The sequence below is a fragment of the Brevibacillus fulvus genome, assembly GCF_016908525.1.
GTDB classification, from domain to species: domain Bacteria; phylum Bacillota; class Bacilli; order Brevibacillales; family Brevibacillaceae; genus Brevibacillus_G; species Brevibacillus_G fulvus.
The window spans coordinates 376,787-400,391 of sequence record NZ_JAFBEB010000002.1 but is presented as its reverse complement, the minus strand read 5'-3'; the positions used below and the strand labels follow the sequence as shown (position 1 = coordinate 400,391).

Genomic DNA, 23,605 nt, shown 5'->3' with positions numbered 1-23,605 from the left:
TACAAAGAATCGCTATTACACGGTAAATAATTTAGGGGTTGGCAAGTGGTACATTTTTAATTGCCATTTGCTACATTTCTTACTTGCCAAAAACAATTACGAAATTATGTTTTGCTTCAATATCAGGATGATTGCCTAACAATATTCTTTCTGAGGTCATCGCTATCTCGGAGTACTTCCCTCCCTGAAATCTTAATGTCTCTGCAACGAGGATGTATTCAACCTGGTTAATTCTTTGTAATAAATACTCTTCTAAATAGTTAGCTCGTAAATTAGGAGCTTGACAGCTAATATCATATGATGTTGAGTATTCTTTTCAGGGATTGAAAACCTGATTCATCGATCTCTGATTTCTTAATTTGTTTATAGATCCTTGAATTGGTGAAATAACCATATGATCACTCCAGTTATTTAAAATGAGTTTACACATTGCGTTTATACCCTAATTTTATTCATTGTCAGATTTTTTGATGAATATCTGTAATTCAGTTGGATTGGAAGCTACCATGGAACCTCCATCCACTCACTCATACTACTTTTTCATATACTTCATGGTACCTTGTTTTTATACGGCTTGTTCTGGATCAATTGTTTCAGCAAAAACGGGGGAAACCTCTCCTGACCAGCCTAGTGTCAAGGGTAGAGCTCAGGCTGTCATTAAATTGTATCTAGCTATAACGCAAGAACTAATGCCATATTGCATAAGAATATTAGTTCTTATAAAAGTGATGTTATATGATAGTCATATACTCTACTCCACTTGAGACATGGGTAAGTCACTTTTATTTGCAACTAAGCATAGAATCGCCTACAAATCTGGATGAACAGCCAATAGCTAAATCTTGACTATTTATCTCTTCTACAAAGAAATACCTTCCATGTCTTACGAAATTGGCGGTTCAAAAGTATTACGATCGAAAAAAGGACTCTCTCAGAAAGTCAAGAGGGAGTCTCTTTACGATGAGTTATGTCATATCCTTCTTCACGCCGGTTGTCAGGTCTGATGCCGACTGCTTTTCGTGAGCTACAGAAGTGGGAAACAAGAAATTTTACTCGGTATGCTTCTTTACCGCTGCACATGATAAGTGATTAGACGTAACGGATAATGTGGAGGTACTGTCAGAGCATTTTACGGTTACAACGGAGCTATGTACTGAGAGGTTGTACTGATTCATGAAAAGGTAAAACATCTCAGCGATTTGATATCCTTGTAATCCGAACTAGTTTCCCGATAATTCTCTTTAGAATGAGACATTTTTCCTACTTTTCGACAATAAACGACTGAATTCCCGCCCCTGCTTTGGTAAAATTTGCACAATGCCACATTATAATACCCTAACATTTTGGGAAACTTGTAGAGTAATATTTTTTTGGAGGTGGTAAACTTTGGGACGTGGTATTGTTAGCACTTTTAGCAAAATTGCTCGGGAAGCAGCGAAAGCACAACGCAACGCTGAACGACGCCAAAGGGCCGTTCAGCGAGAATATGAGCGCCAAAAGAGGCTCCAGCGGCAGTATGAAAGACAATTGGAACGCGAACACGATAAAGCATTGAAACAAGCCATTAGGGATCAGAAAAATTATGAGAAAGAGCAGAAAGCTCGTTATTTGCAAAGTCGAAAAGATGAAACGCAGGATTTGAATGATGAGGTGCGATACATTCTTGAAGATTTTCGATCTGTTTTATCACTTACACTGAAAACCGATGATACAATTTCATTCGAATCGTTGTATCCAAAAGAAAAATTCCCTGCGTTTGTGCCACCTCCAGCTTCAACGATTCCTGCTAACCCTCAACCGATTAAGGAAGACTTCTTCAAAAGTGTAAAACTCGAACCCTCCTTTTGGGAAAAGACCTTGGGGATTGGTAAAGAAAAACGTCTTGAAAGTGTTAGACAAGCAGAAGCTGCTTACAATTCTGCTCAAGCGGAGCACGAACGAATAAATAATGTAATCGAAAACATTTTGAAAGAAGATGCCAAGCTTTTACATGAGGCGAAGGAACGATATGAGAGAGAGAAACAAGCCTTTGAAGACGAAATTGCCCAACGTATCCAGCAAGTGGATGAATTTAAATCAAAATATTTTTCCGGAGAGAAAGAAGCAGTTGAGGCATATAATTCTATGGTCCTAGAGCGTTCTCAGTACAGTGACCTGTTCCCCCAACAATTTGAACTCTACTATGTTGAGCAAAGTAAAGAGCTAGTGGTGGAATATGAATTACCTTCCTCCAACGCAATACCGGTGTTTAAAGAATATAAGTACATCCAAAGCAAAGATGAAATTAAGGGAACAGAATTTAAGCAAAAAGAAAAAACTGACATTTATTCAAACCTTACCGCATCTGTAACTCTTCGTACATTACATGAGTTGTTTGAAGCGGATCAAGCGAATGTAATTGATTCCATTGTTTTCAACGGTGTAGTTTCTACCATAAACCCAAGTACTGGACTTGAAATACGTCCCTGCATTATTACCGTTCAAACCACTAAAAGTGAGTTTAATCAATTTGACCTTAGCAAAGTCGACGTAATCGCATGTGTTAAGGGGTTACGTGCTCAAATATCGCCTTCCTTGACGGAATTAGCACCCGTCAAACCCATTGTGAATTTGGACATGTTTGACAAGCGTTTTGTCGATGAACGTGACATGATTTCCGGTATCGATGATCGGACGAACTTGCTTGAAATGGATCCTTTTGACTTCGAACATCTTGTATGTAATCTCTTTGCAAAAATTGGCCTAGAATCAAAGTTGACCCGATCAAGTCGAGACGGCGGTGTAGATGTCATTGCGTTCGATCCTCGCCCAGTTTTTGGCGGAAAATATGTCATCCAGGCCAAAAGATATCGTAACACTGTTGAAGTTGCAGCCGTCAGAGACCTATATGGAACTATGATGAATGAGAATGCTGCAAAGGGTATTCTGGTAACTACGTCAACATTTGGACCAGATGCCCGCGGTTTCGCAAAAGACAAACCTATTGAGTTAATTGACGGAACAAATTTGCTGTATATGCTTGAACAACAAGGCATTCGCGCAAAAATTATTATCCCATAAATAAAGACGGTGTAAGCCGTTTTTATTTTAGTTCTTTTGTGGAACAAACGTTCGCTCCGTGGAGGGTTAACATCACGTTTGAACTACACCAAACCACTGTTCTGGTGGAGTGGATTGAGAAGTATAACGTAAATACCGTATTCTCTCTCCTGCTAATCTTTCGCTAGATAATGTGGGACTGCATCTCACCTAAACGTTCTACCACCCAGGTACGGTTGTAAAATTTCTGTATTTCCTTGCTTAATCACTGAAAATAGTTCATGTTATAAAGTGTTAAAACGCTCATCACATTCCTTATCCGGTTGAAATATTTACGTTGTGTTCCATATTGTATTCAACCTCATCAAAACTTCAGCTCCTGTTATCAATGGTTCTAATGTTGGTGAATATATAGATCAAAATAACAACTAAAATTACAGTCATTCCTCCACTTTTCATTAAGAAGTAGGAACCATGGTGTTTCACGATCAAACCAGATAACATACCTGCTAAAGGTACACTTAAACTTTCTAGCATCGTTGCTGTACCAAAAATTCTGCCAAGTTTATTTTTCGGCACCTGCATTTGCCATAATGTGTAAATCGTCCTATTAATGATTTGAGAAGAGAACATAACCAGACCAAACAATATCGCTACGATGAATGCTTTTTCTGTGTATCCCAACAGCAGGATAGACAATCCCATTAACGACGAACCAATGAGAACCAGAAACCCGTTTTTTATTTTTTTCATCACAATCGGCAATACCAATCCTGCAACAAAGGCGCCAACACCATCAGCAGCAAAAACAAAACCAATTTGTGTAGAATCCATGCCTAACGTATCTTTCAAATGAAACACCATCATTGCAAACATTGATACAAAGCCAAGATTAATCATAAAATTCAGCAAGATTAGTGGCAGAACTGAAGGAATCTCAACTAACAAAGCAAAGCCCTCTTTGAAATCCTCCCAAAAGGTTCGCTTGCTTTTTTCTTTTTTAGTGGTATGTTCTTGATCAATCATATCTGTCTCTTTAATCAAGTTCATAAGTATAAAAATAACGAAGAATGTTAGAGCATCAATCCAAAGACTATGAACGGGAGACAAAGAAGTGACTAGAAAACCGGCAATTATAGGTCCTAACACTTTGCTTACGGACCTTCCCAATGAAAATTGTCCTGACGCATGTGGAAGTTGCTCTTTCTTCACTACACTTGGAGTAAGAGAGTTGATTGCTGTACGATATACGAAATTAGACGCAATCAGTAAAAACCCAATCGCAAAAATTACATAAATATTCTGTGATCCAAGAGTAAATAATAGGGGAATTGCACATACTGCCGCCGTTTGAAGCAGGGAGTTTATCATCACTACCTTTTTTGGATTACTTCTATCTACAATCGTACCGGCGAATAGACCGGTAAGTATTAATGCAGATTGTTCGACAGCGAAGGCTACTCCCATCCACACGGAAGAAGAAGTTATATAATAAATTAATAATGGAATGCCAATTTGGTAGATATAATCTCCCATTCTCGATACTATGTCGCCAATCAAAATATAATAATAAGACTTTGGCAGGATCGTACTTTCCTTTTTCTTCTGCTGAATCTCGAGTGTAGACGAGCTCATGTTTACCTCCCGTGTATTTTTCTCGACCACAAATATTAACATACTCTTCACAATCCAATTTTAACCATTTCAGTAATTTTTTCCATAAGATTTTTTGTTGAAAATCGGAGAATAACTAATATATTTGTGTATTTTTATGTTGAAACTCAATGAAATATTTCCACTATATTGAACCGTAGCAGAGAGAACTTTTTGCAGAAGGAGCTTACGGATCAATTCGAATAGTGAGTGGTCTGCTAAATAAAAGAGGGCTTGAGTTATTAATCGGCATGTCGTTCAGATTAATGGTCGAGAGCATCGCGTCCAGATATGGCTGTTCTTCGGTAAAAGCTTCGTGCGATCGATCGCCTTGCCAATCAATTTAAAAAGCACCACCAAGCCGAATTCAACGGCTGACAGTGCTTTGGGGATCTTTTCTTTAGCTGGAGCGGAATCTTTGAACAGAACAAGCGGGACAATCCCCCTGCTCTTCTGCCGACAGTGTCGAAACGTTCTGCGCGTTGATCGAATCAATTTTTTCTCCAAACCCCTGAACCAAAGATCATGGATGCCGGCGACACTCAACCAGGCACCGCCCGATCGAGACTGCGGTACTTGACCGCTTCTGCAATATGTACGGCCAGAACCTGCTCAGAGTGGTCGAGATCGGCGATTGTTCGCGCTACTTTCAGCACGCGATCGTACCCCCGCGCGCTCAGGCCCATCTTGTGAAACGCCAGACGCAGCAGCTGCGCTCCCTCTTTGTCCAGGTTGACATGCTTGCGCAGCTCATCTCCTTGCATGCCGCTGTTAAAAGGAAACGACAGACGCTCGGCAAAGCGCGCTTCCTGAGTCTTGCGCGCTTGCTCCACACGCTGTCGGATCAGCTGGGAAGGTTCCGCTGTCTTGCGCAGTTCCAATTCCTCCACCGGTACACGCGGCACTTCCAAATGAATATCGATCCGATCGAGCAGCGGACCGGACAGCCGTGCGCGATACTTCTGGATTTGCTGTGGCGTGCACGTGCAGAGCCGCTGTTCGTCATAAGTGCCATAAAAACCGCAGGGACATGGATTGAGCGATGCGATCAGCAAAAAGCGCGCTGGAAACGTATAGACTTGCCGGCTTCGCCCGATCGTCACACAGCCTGCTTCCAGCGGTTGCCGCAAAACTTCCAGGACGTGGCGGGAAAACTCGGGCAACTCGTCCAAAAACAAGATTCCGCCATGCGCCAAACTGCACTCGCCGGGACGCGGCACCTGCCCCCCGCCGCCGACCAGGGCCGCTGCGGTGATCGTATGATGCGGTGCGCGGAAGGGGCGTTCCTCGATCAATCCGCTGTTTGTCCGCAACTGTCCGGCAATGCTGTAAATTTTCGTCACGTCATACGACTCTTCCCGGCTCATCTGCGGCATGATCGTTGGCAAACAGTGGGCCAGCAGCGTTTTGCCTGAACCGGGCGGTCCGATCAGCAGAACATTGTGAAAACCAGCCGCCGCAACTTCCAATCCTCTTTTCACAGACTGCTGCCCCAACACATGAGCAAAATCCCAGCGGCCTTTTGCCCGCTGCTGCGTTGACGAAGCGACGCTCAACGACTCTTCGGCAAAATGGGACGGGGGCGCTTTTTCTCCGGTCCAATACTGTACGGCCGTCTTCAGCGTATCCGCTGGCATGATCGTCAAATCGACCAGCCTCGCTTCCGCGGTATTTTGCTGCGGCAAGATGACATGGGTAAAGCCTTTCTGCTTCGCCTCGAGTAAGATCGGCAATACCCCCGACATCGGCCGCAGCGAACCATCGAGAGCCAATTCGCCCAGTATCAGTGTCTGCTCCGTCCGCTGGCGCACCTGCTCGGAAGCCAATAAAATCCCCATGGCAATCGCCAGGTCAAAACCGGAGCCTTCTTTGCGCAAATCGGCCGGCGCCAGATTTACGGTAATCCGCTGCAGCGGAAAATCAAAGCCGCCATTGCGCAAAGCGGCGCGGACCCGGTCTCTCGCCTCTTTCACCGCGGAACCGCCCAGGCCGACCAGTTCAAATTGCGGCAGCCCATTAGCGATATCCACCTCTACCGTAACAATCAGTCCATCGATTCCCTGAACAGTTGCCGAAAAAATTTGTGCATACATGGCCTGCCCTCCTTGTCCTGCATCAAGGTTTCCCATTCACAGTCTACTTGTTGGCCTTGGGACAAAAAAAGCGGATTGTCGACAAGCAAGAACCTTCATTTTTCAGATTGGGGAAAGGTCGTCTTGGTTACATGGACCAGGTTTTCAATGTCGATCCACTGCGAACTCCAGTCATTCACCAATTTAACGCGCTTCTGCTCAATATTAATCTCTTTCACGATTCCCCAAGCGGTTTCTACCATTCCCAAATTCCCAACGATCGGGATAAACCATTTTACATTGATGGCATAATCATATTGCGTGCTGTCATAAATGCGGAAGCACATCTCGCCAAAGTCTTCTTCCTCGATAGAGGGACATTGCACTAACTGCTTTATTTCGCTGCGATTCTGCATCGTTTCTTGGTGTACGTGCAGTTTCATTCGTTGATTGCCGAATTCATCTTGTAATTTCTGAGACACTGTTATCACTCCGCATAGGAACATTTGTTCCTATATTATGGCGCAGGCAGTTCATTTATTCAAGCAAAAAAAAAGACTTTGCCCCCGCAAAGTCTTTGCTTACCCTGTTTTATTTGGAAATGTTCGCTTGACGCATCGTAAAATCCGTTTCTGCATAGTAAGTATTTTTCACCAGCACATTTGGCCCCAGACATTGGACTTGTGGGCAATGGCAATTGAGCTGTTTGGCCAGCGAGCTGTCCAGCCACTTGTCATAAACCTCCGGCAATGAATCGTTTTGAATATTGCCCAGCGCCTGGCCATCGCCAAAGTCGGTGACGATCACATCTCCGGTAAACATATTTATATTTAACCGCGAGCGGCCATCCGGATCGTTGCGTACCGTTACCTTTGGGCTGGCATACAAACGTTCCAGCAGCTGCAAATCCTCCGGCCGATCGCTGCAAGCGTAAAACGGAAGGGTTCCAAACAACATCCAGACCGATCGGTCGCGAATATCGAGCAAATGGTGGATCGCCTGTCTTAATTCATCGAGGGACAGCGGCAGCAGCGCGCTGGCGAAATCGCTTGGATACATCGGGTGAATCTCATGGCGTTGGCACTTCATCTCCTCCACCACTTCCCGATGAATTTTCTCCAAGTAAGGCACGGTATTGCGGTTGAGCATCGTTTCGGCCGAAACAAACACGCCCGCCTCCACCAGTTTGCGACTGTTGGCAAACATCTTGTCCAAAAGTTTGGCTCGCTGGGCAAAGGTTGGTTTTTTGTCCATCCGGGCAAACCCGACCTCTGCGAATTCTTCCACAGTTCCCCAATTGTGCGAAATATGTAAGACATCCAAATACGGGATGATCAGCTCATAGCGGTCGAAGTCCATTGTCAGGTTGGAGTTTAATTGGGTGCGGACACCGCGTTCATGGGCATATTTCAGCAACGGGAGAACATACTGCTTGACGGACGCCAGCGACATCATCGGTTCTCCCCCGGTAATGCTGAGCGCACGCAAATGCGGGATTTCCTCCAACCGCTGCAACAGCAGCTCAAGCGGCAGCGCAGCCGGATCTTTGACCTGCAACGTATTGCCTACCGCACAGTGTGCACACCGCATATTGCACAAATAGGTGGTCGTAAATTCGACATTGGATAACACCAGTTTGCCAAATTTGGCCTGGTCGATATATGCTTCCCACGGGTCATTTTGAGGGGTTATCGGTTCTTTCACTTTCATTGTCATCCGCATTTGTTCCTTCTTTCCTGTTTCAATTGTCTGCCTATATTATATTACATGCAAAAAAGAAACCTTCCAACGAATGGGAAGGTTTTTAAAAGAATTGTTTGGAGGAGTTTCATCGCGTCGAGTACAGTACATAGTACGTCACAATCAGATCGTCTGCTGTAGACGTTTTCCCCAATCGTTCTGCCTATTTCTGGCACTAGAATGCATGCGGAAAGTGCTTGATTCGCGGTTCTCCCCCTTCGATCAGAACCGTGATCACGTCAAAGCGAAACGTTTTGGCTGATTCGTTGGCTGCTTGTAAATATTGCAAAGCCAGCTCGCGCAATTTTTGCCGCTTTCTCCAGGTAATGGATTCCGCTGGCGTACCAAACCTTTGGCTGGAACGGGTCCGTACCTCGACAAACACTATCATTTGTCCATCTTCGGCAACGATGTCAATCTCGCCACGTCTTGTTTGCACGTTGCGCGCGATGATTCGGTAGTTTTGCCGAAGCAAGAAGGCCGCCGCCAAATCCTCTCCCCATCTTCCCAATTGTTTGCGCGGTAAAGTCATGGGCGACGCCCTTCCCGATCAAGGCGATAAACAAATGCGAGTATTTCTGCCACCACCTGATAAAGCTCGGGCGGGATCTGCTGATTTAAATCGAGCTTGCCCAATACTTCCACCAGCGACGGATCTTCCTGAATCGGAATCTTGTTCTCTTTGGCCGATTTCAGGATGTTTTCGGCAATGTATCCTTTTCCCTTGGCGATGACCGTAGGCGCATCGGTTACTCCCGCCTGATAGCGCAAGGCCACCGCCTGTTTCCGCTGTTTGGCCGAATCTTTGGACGCCTGCCTCATACGCGGATATCCACCCCTTTGTAGTCGGAGAGCATGCTGTTGTTCACCGCAGAAAATGTCGTGTTCGGCTGTTGCACCGGCAACGCTTGCACACGCAATCCGGATAAATGATAACCAACCTCCCGCAACTGCTGGGCAAATGTTTCTTTCATCTGATAAGCCAACTTGTCCAGCCACGGCTGGTTATTAAAAACTTGCACATTGACAATCCGATTGACGATCGAGACATCGACCATGGTGATGCCCAATTGTTGCAAATCGAGGTTAAAAAACAAGCGGCAGTTGTCAGCGTCCAGCTGGCCGCCTTCTTGCTTGCGCGACTCGATTTGAACGTAGGCGGTCTCTTCTCCTTGGTCGTTGCGCAGAGGCACCTGCATGACCACCTGCGCCAATGCATTCGTATTGGACTGCTGTGACAGCATCAATTGCTGACCAGTGATCTGCTGCAACAACTGCTCCGCTGAATCCCGCAAACTGTCAGGGACAGCCTGGGACGAGGATTGGGTAATTTGCAGCAGCAACGACTTCACGTTGTCAAATCCCGCCTTTGGCTGCGAATCGCTTGCTCCGGGAGCCAACGCATGTTGCATAATATCTCGCTCATGCATGACCCCAAGCTTGTGAAAAAACTCTTTCAACGGACTGGCCTTGTCTGTCAGTCCATACGGCTGAACCAGCGCCGGTTGTTCTGCGCCGCTGCGCGTCACACCGGCCGTCGTTCCCCCTGCTGCTACATCCGCTTTTCCGGCTGCAGGTGAAGGTCCGGCCTCGTTGGCCATATCCGGCGTGCCAACCCGCTCATCCACTCGCGCGACAGCAGGCGCCTGAGCGGAGTCGCCTGCGCCGCTTTTGGCAGCAACAGCAGGAAACGCAGTCGCTTGCGGTTGCGGCGCCGCATTGTTGCGAGCTGATCGGTTTACGTCAGCTTCCGGCTGATTCACACCCGGCCGGGCTTGTCCCGTTTCGCCAGTGCGGACCAGTTGCGGTGCATCATCCCCGCTTGTTAGCGAAGGGGCGGCCGCTTGCGGCAACGCCGATCCTTGTTTTGCAACTGCTTCCGGGTGACCAGCGAATGCTGGCCCTTTGCCCGTCGGTTGCTGCGAGTCGCCAGCAGTGCCTGACGGCTGTTTGCCACTGTCTATCGGTTGCGCTGTTGTGGCCGCTTGGGGTGCTGTGCTGGCCGGAGGAAGGCTGTCCGCTGCCTGTTGCGGGCCAGTTGAAGCATTTGCCGCCGCTCGGCCCGCTGCCTGTCCGGTACCGGCGCTAACAGCCGTTTGTGTTTTTGGCGGCTGCGCTCCTCCCGCTGGCTCTTCTGACAACGCTTCGTTCTCCTGATTGGTTGCCGCGACATGCAAAGGCAATTTCTCCAGTTTGTCTTTTGCTTCCGCGACCACTTGCTTTACAAGTGCTTCCGGCGTGTTCTCACCTGCCTGCGGACGGGCCGACTCTGCTTGCAAAAATTGCGATGCCTGTTGCAAAAAAGTTTGAATGGACTGCGACAGCGGTTTGCCGGAGAGAAAGCTCTGCAAGCTGTTGACTACTTCGCTGGTCAATGGCAGCTTCCGTTTGAACGCGAGCAGAAAAGCATCAACCGTTGCCTCGGATGTTCCCTGCTCCCGGGCGATGCTGGAAAACGCCTGAACCAGCTCTTTTGTCACCGGCAAATTTTGTTGCAGCAGCGATCGCATGATCGTCCGATTTTCTTTTGTATCGGCCAAGCCGAGCGAATTCATCAGGCCGGTCAGAGAGTTGTCCGCAGCCTCCGCCGATCCCGTCAACATTTTCAATGTAACCATTCCCGAGGAAGGCTGCACCTGAAGCCAAGCCTTTTGGCCAGCCTCCAGTTTGGTTTCCAGTTTGGCCGTTACCTGCTGACCTCCGATCTGGACTTGCGCCATATTGTCCGGATACAGCTTCAGTACCGTTCCCCGATAAACTTGTCCCGGCTGGAGCTCAAGCTGTTTTACCGATTGTGACGACGCTCGGGTCTGCAATGTGTTAAGCAGGTTGGAAGTTTGGATCATCGGGCAGCCTCCTTTCATGGTTCAACGATAGTTTTGCGTCAGGCCCATTCCTTCACACCGGTAAAAGAATAGCGGTGAATCGGCGAGGGGCCGAACTGTTGGATCGCCCGCAAATGCTCGGCCGTGCCGTAACCGGCATTCTTGTCAAATCCGTATGCGGGATACTCAGTTGCATACTCTTGCATCAGCCGGTCTCTCGTTACTTTGGCCACGATGGAAGCGGCGGCAATGGAAATGCTTTTTCCGTCCCCGCCGATGATGGGAATTTGTCTGCAAGGCAAGTCGGGCAGCCGTACCGCGTCGATCAGACAAACGTCCGGCGGCAGCGAAGCGGAATCAATCGCCAGTCTCATCGCTTCTTTGGTCGCTTCCAGGATGTTGATCTGGTCAATCCGTTCCGCCGAGACAATTCCTGTGCCTATCGCCAGCGCCTCTCGTTTGATCACTTCGTAAAACGCGGTGCGCATCGCTTCCGGAACTTTTTTCGAATCATTCAACCCCGGCAAATAGAAATCGGGCGGCAAGCAGACGGCACAAGCCACCACCGGCCCAGCGAGCGGACCTCGCCCCACTTCATCGATGCCAAAAATATACCGCGCTCCTTCTTGCCATAGAGTCCGTTCATACTGGCTCATCTCCGCCCAGCGAGCGGCCAGTTTTTCCTGATGGGCCAGACGGTTTTCCAGTTGGCGGGCCAACTCGCGAACCCCTTTGCGGGGATCTTCTGCCAATAATGATAGAAAATCTTTGCTTAGTTCGTCCAATTTTTCTACTGCTGTTCGTATTTCTGTTATCGACATTTTGGCGATATCCATTGATCACTTTCTCTCCTATGTACCTGAAAATAAAAAGGAACCCTTTGGCTCAAACGAATGTGACACAATGGAAAAACCGCCTATCCGTTGATAGACGGTCGATCTGCCCATTAAAAGTCAGCTTGCGACAAGCTTAACGGCTTGCCAATCGGTTCCGCCATCTCCCAATCCTCCGGCCGTTCCAAGGAAATGACGCCCATCTTGCCTGAGCGCAGTTCACGCAGAAAAATTTCCGCGGCTTTGTCGTAATCCACTTGCCCGCCCGATACGAGACAACCGCGTTTTTTCGCGATTTCCTCCAGCATTTCCACTCGATCTTCGGGGAGTTGTTTTAGTTTGAACCGCTCTGTCAATCGCTCGGGATAATAATGCATCATATAAGCGATCACAAACAATGCCACTTCCGTAAAATCAATCAGTTCATCCTTGATTGCACCGCTGGCAGCCAAACGCAAACCAACCATCTGATCTTCAAACTTGGGCCAGAGAATCCCCGGTGTGTCCAACAATTCCAGGGAATCCCCCATTTTGACCCACTGTTGCGCCTTGGTCACAGCCGGCCGATCGCCGGTCTGGGCGACTGCCCGTTTGGCCAATCGGTTGATCAGCGACGATTTGCCGACATTGGGAATCCCGAGGATCATGATTCGCACCGCACGAGCTTGCATGCCCCGTTCGGCTCGCTTGTTCAGCATATCCGCAGCCAATTCCTGACAATAGGCAGGCAGTTTGTTGACTCCCTTTCCGCTCAGCGCGTCAATCGGCAAGGTGCGAATTCCCTGATTTTTAAAGTATCGCATCCAAAGTTCTGTTACCTGTTCATCGGCAAGATCCGCTTTGTTCAGCAGAATCAGGCGCGGCTTTTCTCCGACAATTTCGTTGATCATCGGGTTGCGGCTGGACAGCGGCAAGCGGGCGTCCAGCAATTCGATGACCACATCGATTTGCTTCAGCTTTTCCGTCACTTGCCGGCGGGCTTTGGCCATATGCCCAGGAAACCATTGAATCGTCATGTCATTCACCTTCTTTCCACATCAGCTTTTCGTCATGGCAGGATCGGCTGGCTTAGCGGGTCACTCTCAACTCGCCGAATGGCCAGAAGACAAGTTCGGCGCGGCCCACCACCGTGTCCACATCGACCGGGCCGATCGCTCTGCTGTCACGGCTGTTCAGGCGATTGTCGCCCATTACAAAAATCTGGCCATCGGGAATCGTGATCGGGCCAAAATCTTCCGTCAGGGGAACCCCCTTCTGCTTGGCTTCTTTGCGCTTCTCCGCCAGGTATGGTTCATCGGCCTGCTTGCCATTCAAATAAAGCTGATCGTTTTTCATTTCGATCGTATCGCCGGCTACGGCAATCACTCGTTTTATGTAATCACGCGTTGGTTCGGCATGAAAGACGATGATATCGCCCCTTTGCGGCTGGGAGAGCAAGTAGATCGCCTTGTTGACAACCAGTTTTTCCCCGTTGTGCAAAGTCGTCTCCATTGATTGTCCATCCACGACGAATGGCGCAAACAAAAAAGTGCGGATCAGAAACGCAAGGATAATCGCGATCCCCAATGCTCTGATCCATTCCCAGGCTTCACGTCTTCCCCTGCTGGAGGTGGTTTGTTCACTCATCCTATTATCCTCCCGCTTTCAGCACTCATATGCAAAAAGATGCAGGTTTGCCACCCGCCCGTACAATTTTTCGGTTGAATGGGAAAAGAAGGAGGGCTGGCAACCAGTCCTCCTTCTTTTATTGTGAAAAGCGCTATTCGGTTTACACACGCTTTCCTTGTTGGTTTTATCGGCGGATTTCTTTAATCCGGGCTGCTTTACCCACACGATCACGCAGGTAGTACAGTTTCGCGCGACGTACGCGACCATGACGCACTACTTCAATCTTTTCGATTTTAGGAGTGTGAACAGGGAAAGTACGTTCAACACCTACGCCGTAAGAAACTTTACGGACGGTAAATGTTTCGCTAACACCCGAACCGCGACGACGGATCACAACGCCTTCAAACAGCTGAATACGCTCGCGCTGACCTTCAATAACCTTCACGTGTACACGAACAGTGTCACCAGGTCGGAACGCAGGAAGATCCTGTTTCAATTGTTCTTTTTCTAATTCACGGATCACTTGATTCATTTCAAATTCCCTCCTTCCGATCAGACGTTCTTACTCGTCCTTTGACTCAAGTCACAACTGCTTGAGCTACGAGTAGCGGACCGCCTTAGTCAGCGGGCAAAATTGCCACAAGCAATATAATAACATAATGGACGAGCGACTACAATATTTTTTTCCTTGATTATTGACCGTTTTCTTCCTGCTCGCGGCGTATTTCCGCCAAAAGCTCGCTCATTTCCTTGGTCAGTTCGAGCTGCTCCAATAGTTCGGGCCGCCGCTGCAGCGTCCGGCGCAGCGATTCTTTCAAACGCCACCGTTCGATGTTGGCATGATGGCCTGAGAGCAAAATCTCCGGCACTTTCCAGCCGCGAAACTCGGCCGGCCGCGTATAGTGCGGATATTCCAACAGCCCGGTCGAAAAAGAGTCCGTCACCGCAGATGTTTCGTTGCCCAACGCGCCGGGTTGCAAGCGGACGACGCTGTCGATCACGACCATCGCCGCCAATTCGCCGCCGGTCAAAACATAATCGCCAATGGAGATTTCATCGGTGATCAAATGTTCCCGGATGCGTTCATCATACCCTTCATAATGGCCGCAAATGAAGATCAAATGTTCTTCCCGGGCCAATTCCTCCGCGATCGCCTGCCGATATGGCCGCCCCTGTGGACACATCAGGATGATGCGCGGTTTCGTGCCTTGCGCGATGTCTTCCACCGCCCGAAACAACGGCTCAGGCTTCAACACCATCCCCCCGCCGCCGCCATACGGCGTATCGTCAACGGTGCCGTGTTTGCTTTCCGAATAATCCCGGAAGTTCGTAACCTTGTATTGGACAATTCCTTTTTCCGCGGCCTTGCCCAGTATGCTGGTCTGCAAGACGCCGGAAAACATTTCCGGAAAAAGGGTTAAAATATCAATCCGCACATCGCTTCCTCCCTACAGCAGACCTTCCAGCAAGTGGCAAACAACCCGCTTTGCGGCGATATCCACTTCCTTGATGCAGTCGTCGATAAACGGAAGCAAAATTTCGCCGCGCTTGCCCTTGACCACCCATACATCATTGGCTCCAGGCTGAAGCACGTCGACAATTTTGCCCAGTTCTTCCCCTTCATCGGTTACCACGTCACAGCCAATCAGCTGGTGTATGTAAAATTCATCTTCCTCCAGTTCCATCAGCGCCTCTTCCGGAATTTTCAGCTCACCGCCCTTAAACTTCTCCACATCGTTGATTGACGTAAAGCCTTGAAAGCTGATCAATTCAAACTCCTTATGCTGACGGCGCGATGCAATCGTCAATGGAAGCGGTTCGGTGAGGGATGGATGAAATAAATAAAGCTGGTTTCCCACTTTAAACCGTTCATCCGGAAAATCGGTCGTGGAGATGACCCGAACTTCCCCGCGCAGCCCTTGCGTATTTACCAGTTTGCCCACAGTAAAGAAACGTTTGTCACTCAACTGCTTTTCCTCCTTCGCGAATCTCGCTGACGATTCCGTCTCTGATAATAATTTCCGTTCCCCTCATCATCTCGTCCCAGGAATCGCCAACCTTAATCTGGACACTGCCTTCTACGGTTGCATAATCCAGTTCACTGCCGTCCGGCAATTGCTCGAGCTGGTCCAGTTTGAACCGGATCAATTCCAGTTTTTCCTTCCTCGTTTGTTCTTCCCGTGCGACGCGTTCTTTAGCCAACCGAAACGTATCGGCCGATTTTTTCTGGGCGTCCAGCAACAGTTTGCGGCTTTCAAACTGCCACTGTTCCAACTCCAGAGCGATCTGCCTGGCCTGTTGCTGATACTCGGCGATGAGTCTGGCTCTGGACGATTCGGTAAGTACAACCTTCACCCGTATGGGACGTTGAACTGTCAACATTCAAGCGTTCCCTCCTCCTGCTTGCCCGCTTTAGCCCGAACGAGCATAATCAAGAATTAATCATCGCAAAAAACAGAGGCATTGGCAAGCCATTTTGGGAAGCAGCGTCTGATAGAAAAAGGCTGGGAGTCTGCTCCCAGCCTTGAGGTTTAAACAATTTCCACTATGACGCGCTTGTCCGTTTGCACAGACGCAGCGATCACTACGGTCCGCAGTGCTTTGGCGATCCGTCCCTGTTTACCAATAATCTTGCCCATGTCCTCAGGATGGACAGATAATTCATAAACGAACGTCCGGTCTCTTTCCACTACGTTTACACGCACTTCTTCCGGATGATCTACGAGAGCTTTTGCGATCGTTTCGACCAGCGCTTTCATCGTGATTCTCCCGTAAAGAAATTATTTACCGTATTTGGTTTCGTGTACTTTCGCGAGGACGCCTGCTTTGGAAAGCAGATTGCGAACGGTATCGGTTGGCGCAGCACCGTTCAAGATCCATTGAACAGCTTTCTCTGTGTCGATGTTGACAACAGCTGGTTGTGCAACCGGATTGTAGTAACCGATTTCCTCGATGAAACGACCATCACGTGGAGAGCGGGAATCAGCCACAACTACACGATAGAATGGTGCTCTTTTGGAACCCATACGTTTCAGACGGATTTTTACTGCCATGTTGTTCACCTCCTATAAAATCAACGCAAACACGTTGTTATGCATATATCTGAACTATTGCAGGCCAGCGTTTGCTGTCTGCAAAGAGAGTTCAAGCGTTTGGAGAAACCGTCCGCACTTCCATCATTTGAACGGAGGTTTAAAGTTGAACGGAAAGTTCATCCCCGGCATTTTCAGACCGCCTTTTTTCTGCTTCTTCTTGATCTTGTCGGTCATTCCGGTAAACTGCTTCATCATCTTCTTCATATCTTCAAACTGCTTGATGAACCGGTTTACTTCCTGAATGCTGGTTCCGCTGCCTGCGGCAATCCGTTTCCGTCGGGACGCATTCAACAGATCGGGATTGGCCCGTTCCGCTTTGGTCATCGATTTGACGATAGCCTCGACACGTCCGATTTGCTTTTCATCCACTTTCATATTGCCCTTGAGCTTGTTCATGCCCGGCAACATGCCGAGAATATCTTCCAACGGCCCGAGATTGCGCATCTGCTGCATGGAATCGAGAAACATGTCAAAGGTAAATTCCCCTTGCCGCATTTGCCGTTCCATTTGTTTCGCCTTCTCGGTGTCGACCGCTTCCTGCGCTTTTTCAATCAGGCTGAGCACATCGCCCATCCCCAAAATCCGCGAAGCCATCCGATCGGGATGAAACGGTTCCAGGGCATCCAGCTTTTCGCCCATCGCGGCAAACTTGATCGGTTTGCCGGTAACCGCTTTGACCGACAACGCAGCACCGCCGCGCGTATCACCATCCAGCTTGGTCAAAACTACACCGGTCAACTCCAGTTGCTGGTTAAAGCTTTCCGCCACATTGACTGCATCTTGACCAGTCATGGCGTCAACCACGAGCAGGATCTCATCAGGTTTGGCCACTTCGCGAACTTGCCGCAGCTCTTCCATCAACGCTTCATCAATATGCAGCCGACCGGCCGTATCGATCAAGACGTAATCAAGATGGTTTTCTTTTGCGTGCTCGATTGCCTGTCTGGCAATTTCCACCGGGCTTACTTGATCACCCAGGGAAAAAACCGGCGCTTTGATCTGCTCGCCCAATACTTGCAGTTGTTTAATCGCCGCCGGGCGGTAAATATCCGCTGCTACCAGCAACGGTTTGCGATTCTGCTTTTGCAGATGTTTCGCCAGTTTTCCGGTTGAGGTCGTTTTCCCTGCCCCTTGCAGACCGACCATCATCACAACGGTTGGCGGCCGATTGGCAACCGCGATTTTCGCGACATCTCCGCCCATCAGAGCGGTCAGTTCCTCGTTGACGATCTTGATGACCATCTGGCCGGGGGTCAAGCTTTTCAGCACCTCTTGGCCAACTGCCCGTTCCTTGACGCGAGCGATAAACTCTTTTACTACTTTAAAGTTAACGTCAGCTTCCAACAGCGCCAAGCGCACTTCGCGCATCGCTTCATTCACGGCAGTTTCGTCAATCTTTCCTCTGCCGCGAAGCTTGTCAAAAGCGCCCTGCAGTCGGCTGGCTAAACTTTCAAATGCCATACGAGCCCTCCTAATCCATCTCTGACAGTTCCAGGAGCAAAGCATGTAGCTCTTCTCTCGTTGCACCTTCACATCTCTCTGCGACAAACCCCTTCAACTTATCGAGGATCGCTTGCCGCTGTTCGTGTTTCGCTGCCAACTGAAGTTTTTCTTCATATTCGAACAGCTGCTTTTCCGCCCGCTTGATATGATCGTAGACGGCTTGTCGAGATACCTCGTGCATTTCGGCAATTTCCGAAAGCGACAAATCATCCAGATAATATAGCTCCAGGTACTCGCGCTGTTTTCCTTTTAAGAGAGTGGAATAAAAGTCAAACAAGAGATTCACTTGATTGGTCTTTTCCAACATGCGAACCAATCCTTTGCATGAGGTACTCGATTAACATGTAAAGGTTTTTCCCTTTACAGCACGTTACATATCGTACCTAATTCTTTACCCTCTGTCAAGGTTTTTTGTTGACAAGGTTTGCAAAAAAGTTGTTCCTGCCGGAAAACCGTTTATTCCTGCTGTTGTTTCGCCGTTTCCGCCGCTTCCTCGGCAATCAGTCCGGCAAACAGCGCATGGACAAATTGCTCCGGATCGAATGGCTGCAGGTCGTCCATCCGTTCGCCCAACCCGACATACTTGACGGGAATTTTCAGTTCATTGCGGATGGCGATGACGATGCCGCCTTTGGCCGTACCGTCCAGTTTGGTCAAGACAATTCCGGTAACGCCGGCAGATTGGCCAAACGTTTTCGCCTGTGACAGCGCATTTTGGCCAGTAGTGGCGTCAAGCACAAGCAGCACTTCATGCGGAGCGCCGGGCACTTCCCGTTGAACCACCCGGTACACTTTGTTCAGCTCTTCCATCAGGTTTACCTTGTTTTGCAACCGGCCGGCTGTATCGCACAGCAAAATGTCAACGCCGCGCGATTTGGCTGCTTGCAGGGCATCGTAGATCACCGCTGCCGGGTCGGCCCCTTGTTGATGCTTGATCACATCGACGCCCACGCGCTCTCCCCATACCTCCAGCTGTTCGATTGCCGCCGCGCGGAACGTATCGCCCGCGGCCAGCAACACCTTTTTGCCCTGTTGCTTAAACATATGCGCCATCTTCCCGATGGTCGTCGTTTTTCCCACGCCGTTGACCCCGACAAACAAAATGACGTTGAGCCGTCCGTCTTCAAGCTGCAAGCTGGTCGCGTCCGCTTCCTCATTTTTCAGCAAAGCTACCAGCTTTTCCGACAAAATCGGCTGCAAATCAAGGGCGTTTTCAATTTTTTGCCGCCGGACCTCGCCGCGCAGCTCGTCGATCAATTCCATCACCGTACCTACGCCAACGTCAGCGGTAATCAGAATTTCTTCCAACTCCTCGAAGAAATCCTCATCAATCTTTTTGTATCGGCGCACCAAGTCCTCTACTTTTTCGACCAGCAGATTTCTCGTTTTCGTCAAACCATCGGTAAATTTTTGCGTGACCGCCTCCGATTTTTGCACAATGGCCTCACGCAATTTGCTGAAAAAGCTCATGCCCATCCTCCCAATTCGGTTTTGCTTTCAAAATCGTTTATGAAATATTTTCGATTAACTTTTTGGTGTCTTCCAGCTTCACCGAGACAAGCTTGGAGACGCCGCCTTCTTGCATCGTGATGCCATATAATACGTCGGCACTCTCCATTGTTCCTTTGCGGTGTGTCACGCAAATAAACTGGGTTTGTGCGCTAAACTCATGCATATATTCGGCGAAACGGGCGACATTCGCTTCATCGAGCGCCGCCTCCACCTCATCCAGCACGCAAAAGGGCACAGGTTTGACCCGCAAAATGGCAAACAGCAGCGCCATCGCCGTCAAGGCGCGTTCGCCCCCGGACAGCAGCGCCAGATTTTGCAGCTTTTTGCCCGGCGGCTGGGCAACGATGTCGATTCCGGTTTCCAGCAAATTGTCCGGCTGTGACAGGAGCAGATCGGCTCGTCCGCCGCCGAACAGTTGGACGAAGACATCGCGGAACTGTTCGCTGATTTCCTCGAACGTTTCCTTGAATCGGCGCGACATCTCGGAGTCCATCTCCTCAATCACCTGGTAGAGCATCTCTTTTGCTTCATTCAAATCGGCTTCCTGTGTATGCAGAAATTCGAATCGCTCCGACAAACGCTCATATTCCTCGATGGCCCCGAGGTTTACCGTCCCCAGTTCGGCAATCTGTTTTTTCAGGCGGTTCACCAGTTGTTGCGTCTCGGCCAGCTCAGCGCGCGGCGGATATTTCTGCTTGGCCAAATCATAGCTGATTTCGTACTCTTCCGAGAGCTTGTTCAGCAGATGATCGAGTTCTACGTCAAAGCGATTGGCCTTCACTTCTTCCTGGTGCAGCTGATCCTCCACAGCTTTCAGTTGTTTCCGCAATTCCTTGGTCTCATTCTCCATCTGCTGCTGGACGGCAAACAAGGAGGCTCGTTCCGCCCGCCGTTCGTGGATCAGCGCTGCTACGCGCTCTTTATCTTGGCGCAATTCGGCAATTTTGTCTTCGAGCTCCTTGCTCGTCGACTGGTTCGTCGTTTCCAGTTCATCGAAGGACGCCAAGTTTGCATTGAGTTCCTCCCATTCTTGCAACAGCGTGTCCCGTTCTTGCCGCAGCCGCTCGATCTGTTCCAGACGCGAGCGGTGTTCTTGCTGGACCTGTGCGTCAAGCACTTTCAGTCCGGTAATCCGCTCGTTCATCTCTTCCTTATGGGAGAGTTGTTCCTGACGCTTTGCCTCCGCTTCCTGGATCGTTGCTTGCAACGCTTTTTCTTCCGCATCTTTTTGCTGCAAGGCTTCCTGCAACTGCTGCAGCTTTGCGTCAGCCTCCTCAATCTCACGCGCGAAGCCATTCACGTCAATGGTTAACAATTGCAGCCGCTCCGTGATCCTGCGGCCTTCCGCTTCAATCTGTTGCAAACCGCTTTTCAGTTCCTGTTCCTTGAGCCGTTTGGTTTCACCGTCCGACCGCAGCTGTTCCTGTTCGGCTTCCATATCGGCCAGTTTGCGCTGCAACGTTTCACAGCGCTGATTTTGCTCGGCAATCCGCCGCTCGATTTCCGCCATTTCGGCTTCCAGCTCTTCTGCCTGCCGATTGCGGCCCAGCAAGTTGGCGCTGTTTTTCTTCACCGCCCCCCCGGTCATCGAACCGCCGGCATTGACGATATCGCCCTCCAAGGTGACGACCCGATAGCGATAACCACAGCGGCGCGCCACGCGGTTCGCCTGCTCCAGCGTTTCCGTAACAATCACATTGCCCAGCATCGATTCGATGATCGACCGATACTTTTCATCAAATGAGACCAGTGTGCTGGCGATGCCGACAACCCCCGCCTCCTGATCGATGATGCGCCGATCCTCCGCCTGAATGCTGCGGGAACGGATGACATCCAGCGGCAAAAAGGTGGCTCGTCCGGCATGATGTTTTTTCAGATAGGCGATCGCTTCCCGACCGGCCGCTTCATTGTCAACGACGACGTTTTGCAGCGCACCGCCCAAGGACACCTCGATCGCCGTTTCATACTGCTGCGGGACGACCAATAGTTCAGCCACAGCGCCGTGAATGCCGGCAAAACCTTTTTCGCGGGCTTTTAAGATTTCCTTGACCCCTTGTTGAAAACCGGCAAATTCCGCCTGCATCTCCTTGATCAAATCCAGGCGGCTTTTGTTGGCTTCACGCCTTTGTTCCCAATGACGCACCTCTCTGCGGGCCTGTTCCAGCTGCGCCTGGCCTTCGCGCACCCGTTCCATCAGCTGCTTGTATGCGGCAAGCGTGTCCGCGATTGCTTGTTCCATCTCGCCAAGCAAACGCTGCTGCTCCGCCAAGCGCTGCAGGCGCGATTGTTCTTCCTGTTCCAGCCGTTCCTTTTCCTGTGTGACCCGTTCCATCCGCGCCTGACTGGTCTCGATCAATTGCTGTTGATGGCGAATCTCGTTGCGCAGGCCGGCCATTTCGTTTAACTTCTCAAAATAATCGCCTTTTAGCCGCTCCACATCATCGGTTAACGTTTGCACCATGGCCGAAAATTCCGCTTCAGCGGCCAGCAAAGAACCTTGCGCCTCAGCCAGACGCTGCTTGGTTTCTTCCGCCTTGGCCTGTTCCTCTTCCAGCTGCTCTTCCACGCTTTGCCGCTTCTCGGTCAAGCGGTGCATCTGCTCCATCGTTTGCTGCCGGTTGGAGCTGAGATTACGCAGCCGCTCCTTCAGTACTTCGCGCTGGCCTTCCACTTTTTCCGTTTCCTCACTGACCTGCAGCAATACTTGTTGCAGCTCTTCCAGCGACTGATCGAGCTGACTGACATGAAAACGGGCCTGTTCCAAATCGGAGTCTTTCTTGCTGACATTGGTGGAATAGCCGACCAGCTCCTCTTGCAGCCTGGCGACCTGTGCGCTCGCTTCTTCCCATTTGGCATGCGTTGCTTCAATTTGCTGAACATAGAGGGAAATCTCATGCTCTACGAGCTGCTCATGCAATTCCTTATATTGTTTCGCCGTTTCCGCCTGTTCTTGCAGCGGTACGATCTGCTCATTGATCTCGCTGACGATATCGTGGATGCGGACGAGATTTTGCTCGGTTTCCTCGAGCTTTTTCTCCGCTTCCCGTTTGCGGTTTTTGTATTTGACTATTCCGGCCGCTTCTTCAAAAATCCCCCGCCGGTCCTCCGCTTTTGTACTGAGAATCTCCTCGATTTTCCCCTGACCGATGATCGAATAGGCTTCTTTCCCCAAACCGGTATCCATGAACAATTCCATGATGTCTTTTAACCGGCAGGCTCGTTTGTTTATGTAATATTCGCTTTCACCCGAACGGTAAACCCGGCGGGTGATCGAGACTTCACTGTATTCCAGGTCCAGCGCCCGGTCGCTGTTGTCCAGCGTGAGCGTCACTTCGGCATAGTTCAACGGCTTGCGTTTATCGCTGCCGGCAAAAATGATGTCCTCCATTTTCGCACCGCGCAATGATTTGGCGCTCTGTTCCCCCAAAACCCAGCGAATCGAGTCCGACACATTGCTCTTCCCGCTGCCGTTTGGGCCAACCACTGCGGTTACGCCTTTGACAAATTCCATTTCGGTTCGATCGGCAAACGATTTAAACCCTACCAACTCCAGGCGTTTTAGGTACATGTACAAATCCTCCCAGATTTACGCTTGTCCGAAAGCCAAGCGGCGCACCTGGCCGGCACCATGGTTCACGGCTGCCGACAGATGCCGTTTGCGAAATACATTCCTTTAACTTACCTATTTTATCATAGAAGTTCCGTTTGTCGAAGGACTTTCCCCG

General features: G+C 49.5%; 21 protein-coding genes. 1 reads left to right on the top strand and 20 read right to left on the bottom strand.

All coding sequences use genetic code 11. The annotated features are described in order from the left end of the window. The first annotated feature begins 1,386 nt into the window (after positions 1 to 1,386). Complete coding sequence (locus JOD01_RS05360; protein ID WP_204517204.1) at positions 1,387 to 3,060, top strand: restriction endonuclease; 1,674 nt, start codon at positions 1,387 to 1,389, stop codon at positions 3,058 to 3,060. A 351-nt stretch (positions 3,061 to 3,411) separates the two neighbouring features. Here JOD01_RS05360 and JOD01_RS05355 read toward each other — a convergent pair whose 3' ends face one another. From JOD01_RS05355 to smc, 20 genes are all read right to left on the bottom strand, one after another. Then, positions 3,412 to 4,674: an MFS transporter gene (locus JOD01_RS05355; protein WP_204517203.1), complete on the bottom strand. Its 1,263-nt coding sequence runs from the start codon at positions 4,672 to 4,674 to the stop codon at positions 3,412 to 3,414. A gap of 560 nt (positions 4,675 to 5,234) precedes the next feature. After that, a complete protein-coding gene (locus tag JOD01_RS05350; protein ID WP_204517202.1) occupies positions 5,235 to 6,785 on the bottom strand; it encodes a YifB family Mg chelatase-like AAA ATPase in 1,551 nt (516 codons plus the stop codon). A 95-nt stretch (positions 6,786 to 6,880) separates the two neighbouring features. Continuing rightward, the gene (locus tag JOD01_RS05345) at positions 6,881 to 7,246 is read right to left on the bottom strand and encodes a YolD-like family protein (protein ID WP_338028527.1); all 366 of its coding nucleotides are present in this window, start codon (positions 7,244 to 7,246) and stop codon (positions 6,881 to 6,883) included. A gap of 109 nt (positions 7,247 to 7,355) precedes the next feature. Then, positions 7,356 to 8,480: a radical SAM/CxCxxxxC motif protein YfkAB gene (gene yfkAB / locus JOD01_RS05340; RefSeq protein ID WP_204517233.1), complete on the bottom strand. Its 1,125-nt coding sequence runs from the start codon at positions 8,478 to 8,480 to the stop codon at positions 7,356 to 7,358. Between the two features lie 199 nt (positions 8,481 to 8,679). Continuing rightward, positions 8,680 to 9,036 (bottom strand): YraN family protein, encoded by a 357-nt coding sequence (locus JOD01_RS05335; protein WP_204517200.1) that lies wholly within the window; start codon positions 9,034 to 9,036, stop codon positions 8,680 to 8,682. After that, the gene (locus JOD01_RS05330) at positions 9,033 to 9,326 is read right to left on the bottom strand and encodes an EscU/YscU/HrcU family type III secretion system export apparatus switch protein (protein ID WP_204517199.1); all 294 of its coding nucleotides are present in this window, start codon (positions 9,324 to 9,326) and stop codon (positions 9,033 to 9,035) included. Before JOD01_RS05330 ends, JOD01_RS05335 begins: the two co-directional genes overlap by 4 nt. Next, positions 9,323 to 11,350, bottom strand: a complete 2,028-nt coding sequence (locus JOD01_RS05325; protein WP_204517198.1) for a hypothetical protein — start codon at positions 11,348 to 11,350, stop codon at positions 9,323 to 9,325. The genes JOD01_RS05330 and JOD01_RS05325 overlap by 4 nt, the downstream gene beginning before the upstream one ends. Positions 11,351 to 11,388: 38 nt before the next feature. Next, complete coding sequence (locus tag JOD01_RS05320; RefSeq protein WP_204517197.1) at positions 11,389 to 12,165, bottom strand: ribonuclease HII; 777 nt, start codon at positions 12,163 to 12,165, stop codon at positions 11,389 to 11,391. Positions 12,166 to 12,275: 110 nt separating this feature from the next. After that, positions 12,276 to 13,178 carry a ribosome biogenesis GTPase YlqF gene (gene ylqF, locus JOD01_RS05315; RefSeq protein ID WP_204517196.1) on the bottom strand — a complete coding sequence of 301 codons (903 nt, stop codon included), beginning with the start codon at positions 13,176 to 13,178 and terminating at the stop codon, positions 12,276 to 12,278. A gap of 52 nt (positions 13,179 to 13,230) precedes the next feature. Continuing rightward, entirely contained in the window at positions 13,231 to 13,788 is a 558-nt protein-coding gene (gene lepB / locus JOD01_RS05310; protein WP_204517195.1) for a signal peptidase I, read from the bottom strand. Positions 13,789 to 13,954: 166 nt separating this feature from the next. Then, a complete protein-coding gene (gene rplS / locus JOD01_RS05305) occupies positions 13,955 to 14,302 on the bottom strand; it encodes a 50S ribosomal protein L19 (RefSeq protein ID WP_204517194.1) in 348 nt (115 codons plus the stop codon). Between the two features lie 160 nt (positions 14,303 to 14,462). Further along, on the bottom strand, positions 14,463 to 15,206 hold the full coding sequence (trmD, locus tag JOD01_RS05300; RefSeq protein WP_204517193.1) for a tRNA (guanosine(37)-N1)-methyltransferase TrmD: 744 nt from the start codon (positions 15,204 to 15,206) through the stop codon (positions 14,463 to 14,465). Positions 15,207 to 15,218: 12 nt separating this feature from the next. Beyond that, positions 15,219 to 15,737: a ribosome maturation factor RimM gene (rimM, locus tag JOD01_RS05295; RefSeq protein ID WP_204517192.1), complete on the bottom strand. Its 519-nt coding sequence runs from the start codon at positions 15,735 to 15,737 to the stop codon at positions 15,219 to 15,221. Then, positions 15,730 to 16,152: a YlqD family protein gene (locus JOD01_RS05290; RefSeq protein WP_204517191.1), complete on the bottom strand. Its 423-nt coding sequence runs from the start codon at positions 16,150 to 16,152 to the stop codon at positions 15,730 to 15,732. Before JOD01_RS05290 ends, rimM begins: the two co-directional genes overlap by 8 nt. A 149-nt stretch (positions 16,153 to 16,301) precedes the next feature. After that, the gene (locus JOD01_RS05285) at positions 16,302 to 16,529 is read right to left on the bottom strand and encodes a KH domain-containing protein (RefSeq protein ID WP_204517190.1); all 228 of its coding nucleotides are present in this window, start codon (positions 16,527 to 16,529) and stop codon (positions 16,302 to 16,304) included. 21 nt (positions 16,530 to 16,550) lie between these two features. After that, positions 16,551 to 16,823, bottom strand: a complete 273-nt coding sequence (gene rpsP, locus JOD01_RS05280; protein ID WP_204517189.1) for a 30S ribosomal protein S16 — start codon at positions 16,821 to 16,823, stop codon at positions 16,551 to 16,553. A gap of 123 nt (positions 16,824 to 16,946) precedes the next feature. Continuing rightward, positions 16,947 to 18,326 (bottom strand): signal recognition particle protein, encoded by a 1,380-nt coding sequence (gene ffh, locus JOD01_RS05275; RefSeq protein ID WP_204517188.1) that lies wholly within the window; start codon positions 18,324 to 18,326, stop codon positions 16,947 to 16,949. A 10-nt stretch (positions 18,327 to 18,336) separates the two neighbouring features. Continuing rightward, positions 18,337 to 18,675 (bottom strand): putative DNA-binding protein, encoded by a 339-nt coding sequence (locus JOD01_RS05270; RefSeq protein WP_204517187.1) that lies wholly within the window; start codon positions 18,673 to 18,675, stop codon positions 18,337 to 18,339. A gap of 149 nt (positions 18,676 to 18,824) precedes the next feature. Beyond that, on the bottom strand, positions 18,825 to 19,838 hold the full coding sequence (ftsY, locus tag JOD01_RS05265; RefSeq protein WP_204517186.1) for a signal recognition particle-docking protein FtsY: 1,014 nt from the start codon (positions 19,836 to 19,838) through the stop codon (positions 18,825 to 18,827). 37 nt (positions 19,839 to 19,875) lie between these two features. Beyond that, positions 19,876 to 23,448: a chromosome segregation protein SMC gene (smc, locus tag JOD01_RS05260; protein WP_204517185.1), complete on the bottom strand. Its 3,573-nt coding sequence runs from the start codon at positions 23,446 to 23,448 to the stop codon at positions 19,876 to 19,878. Positions 23,449 to 23,605 lie beyond the last annotated feature (157 nt).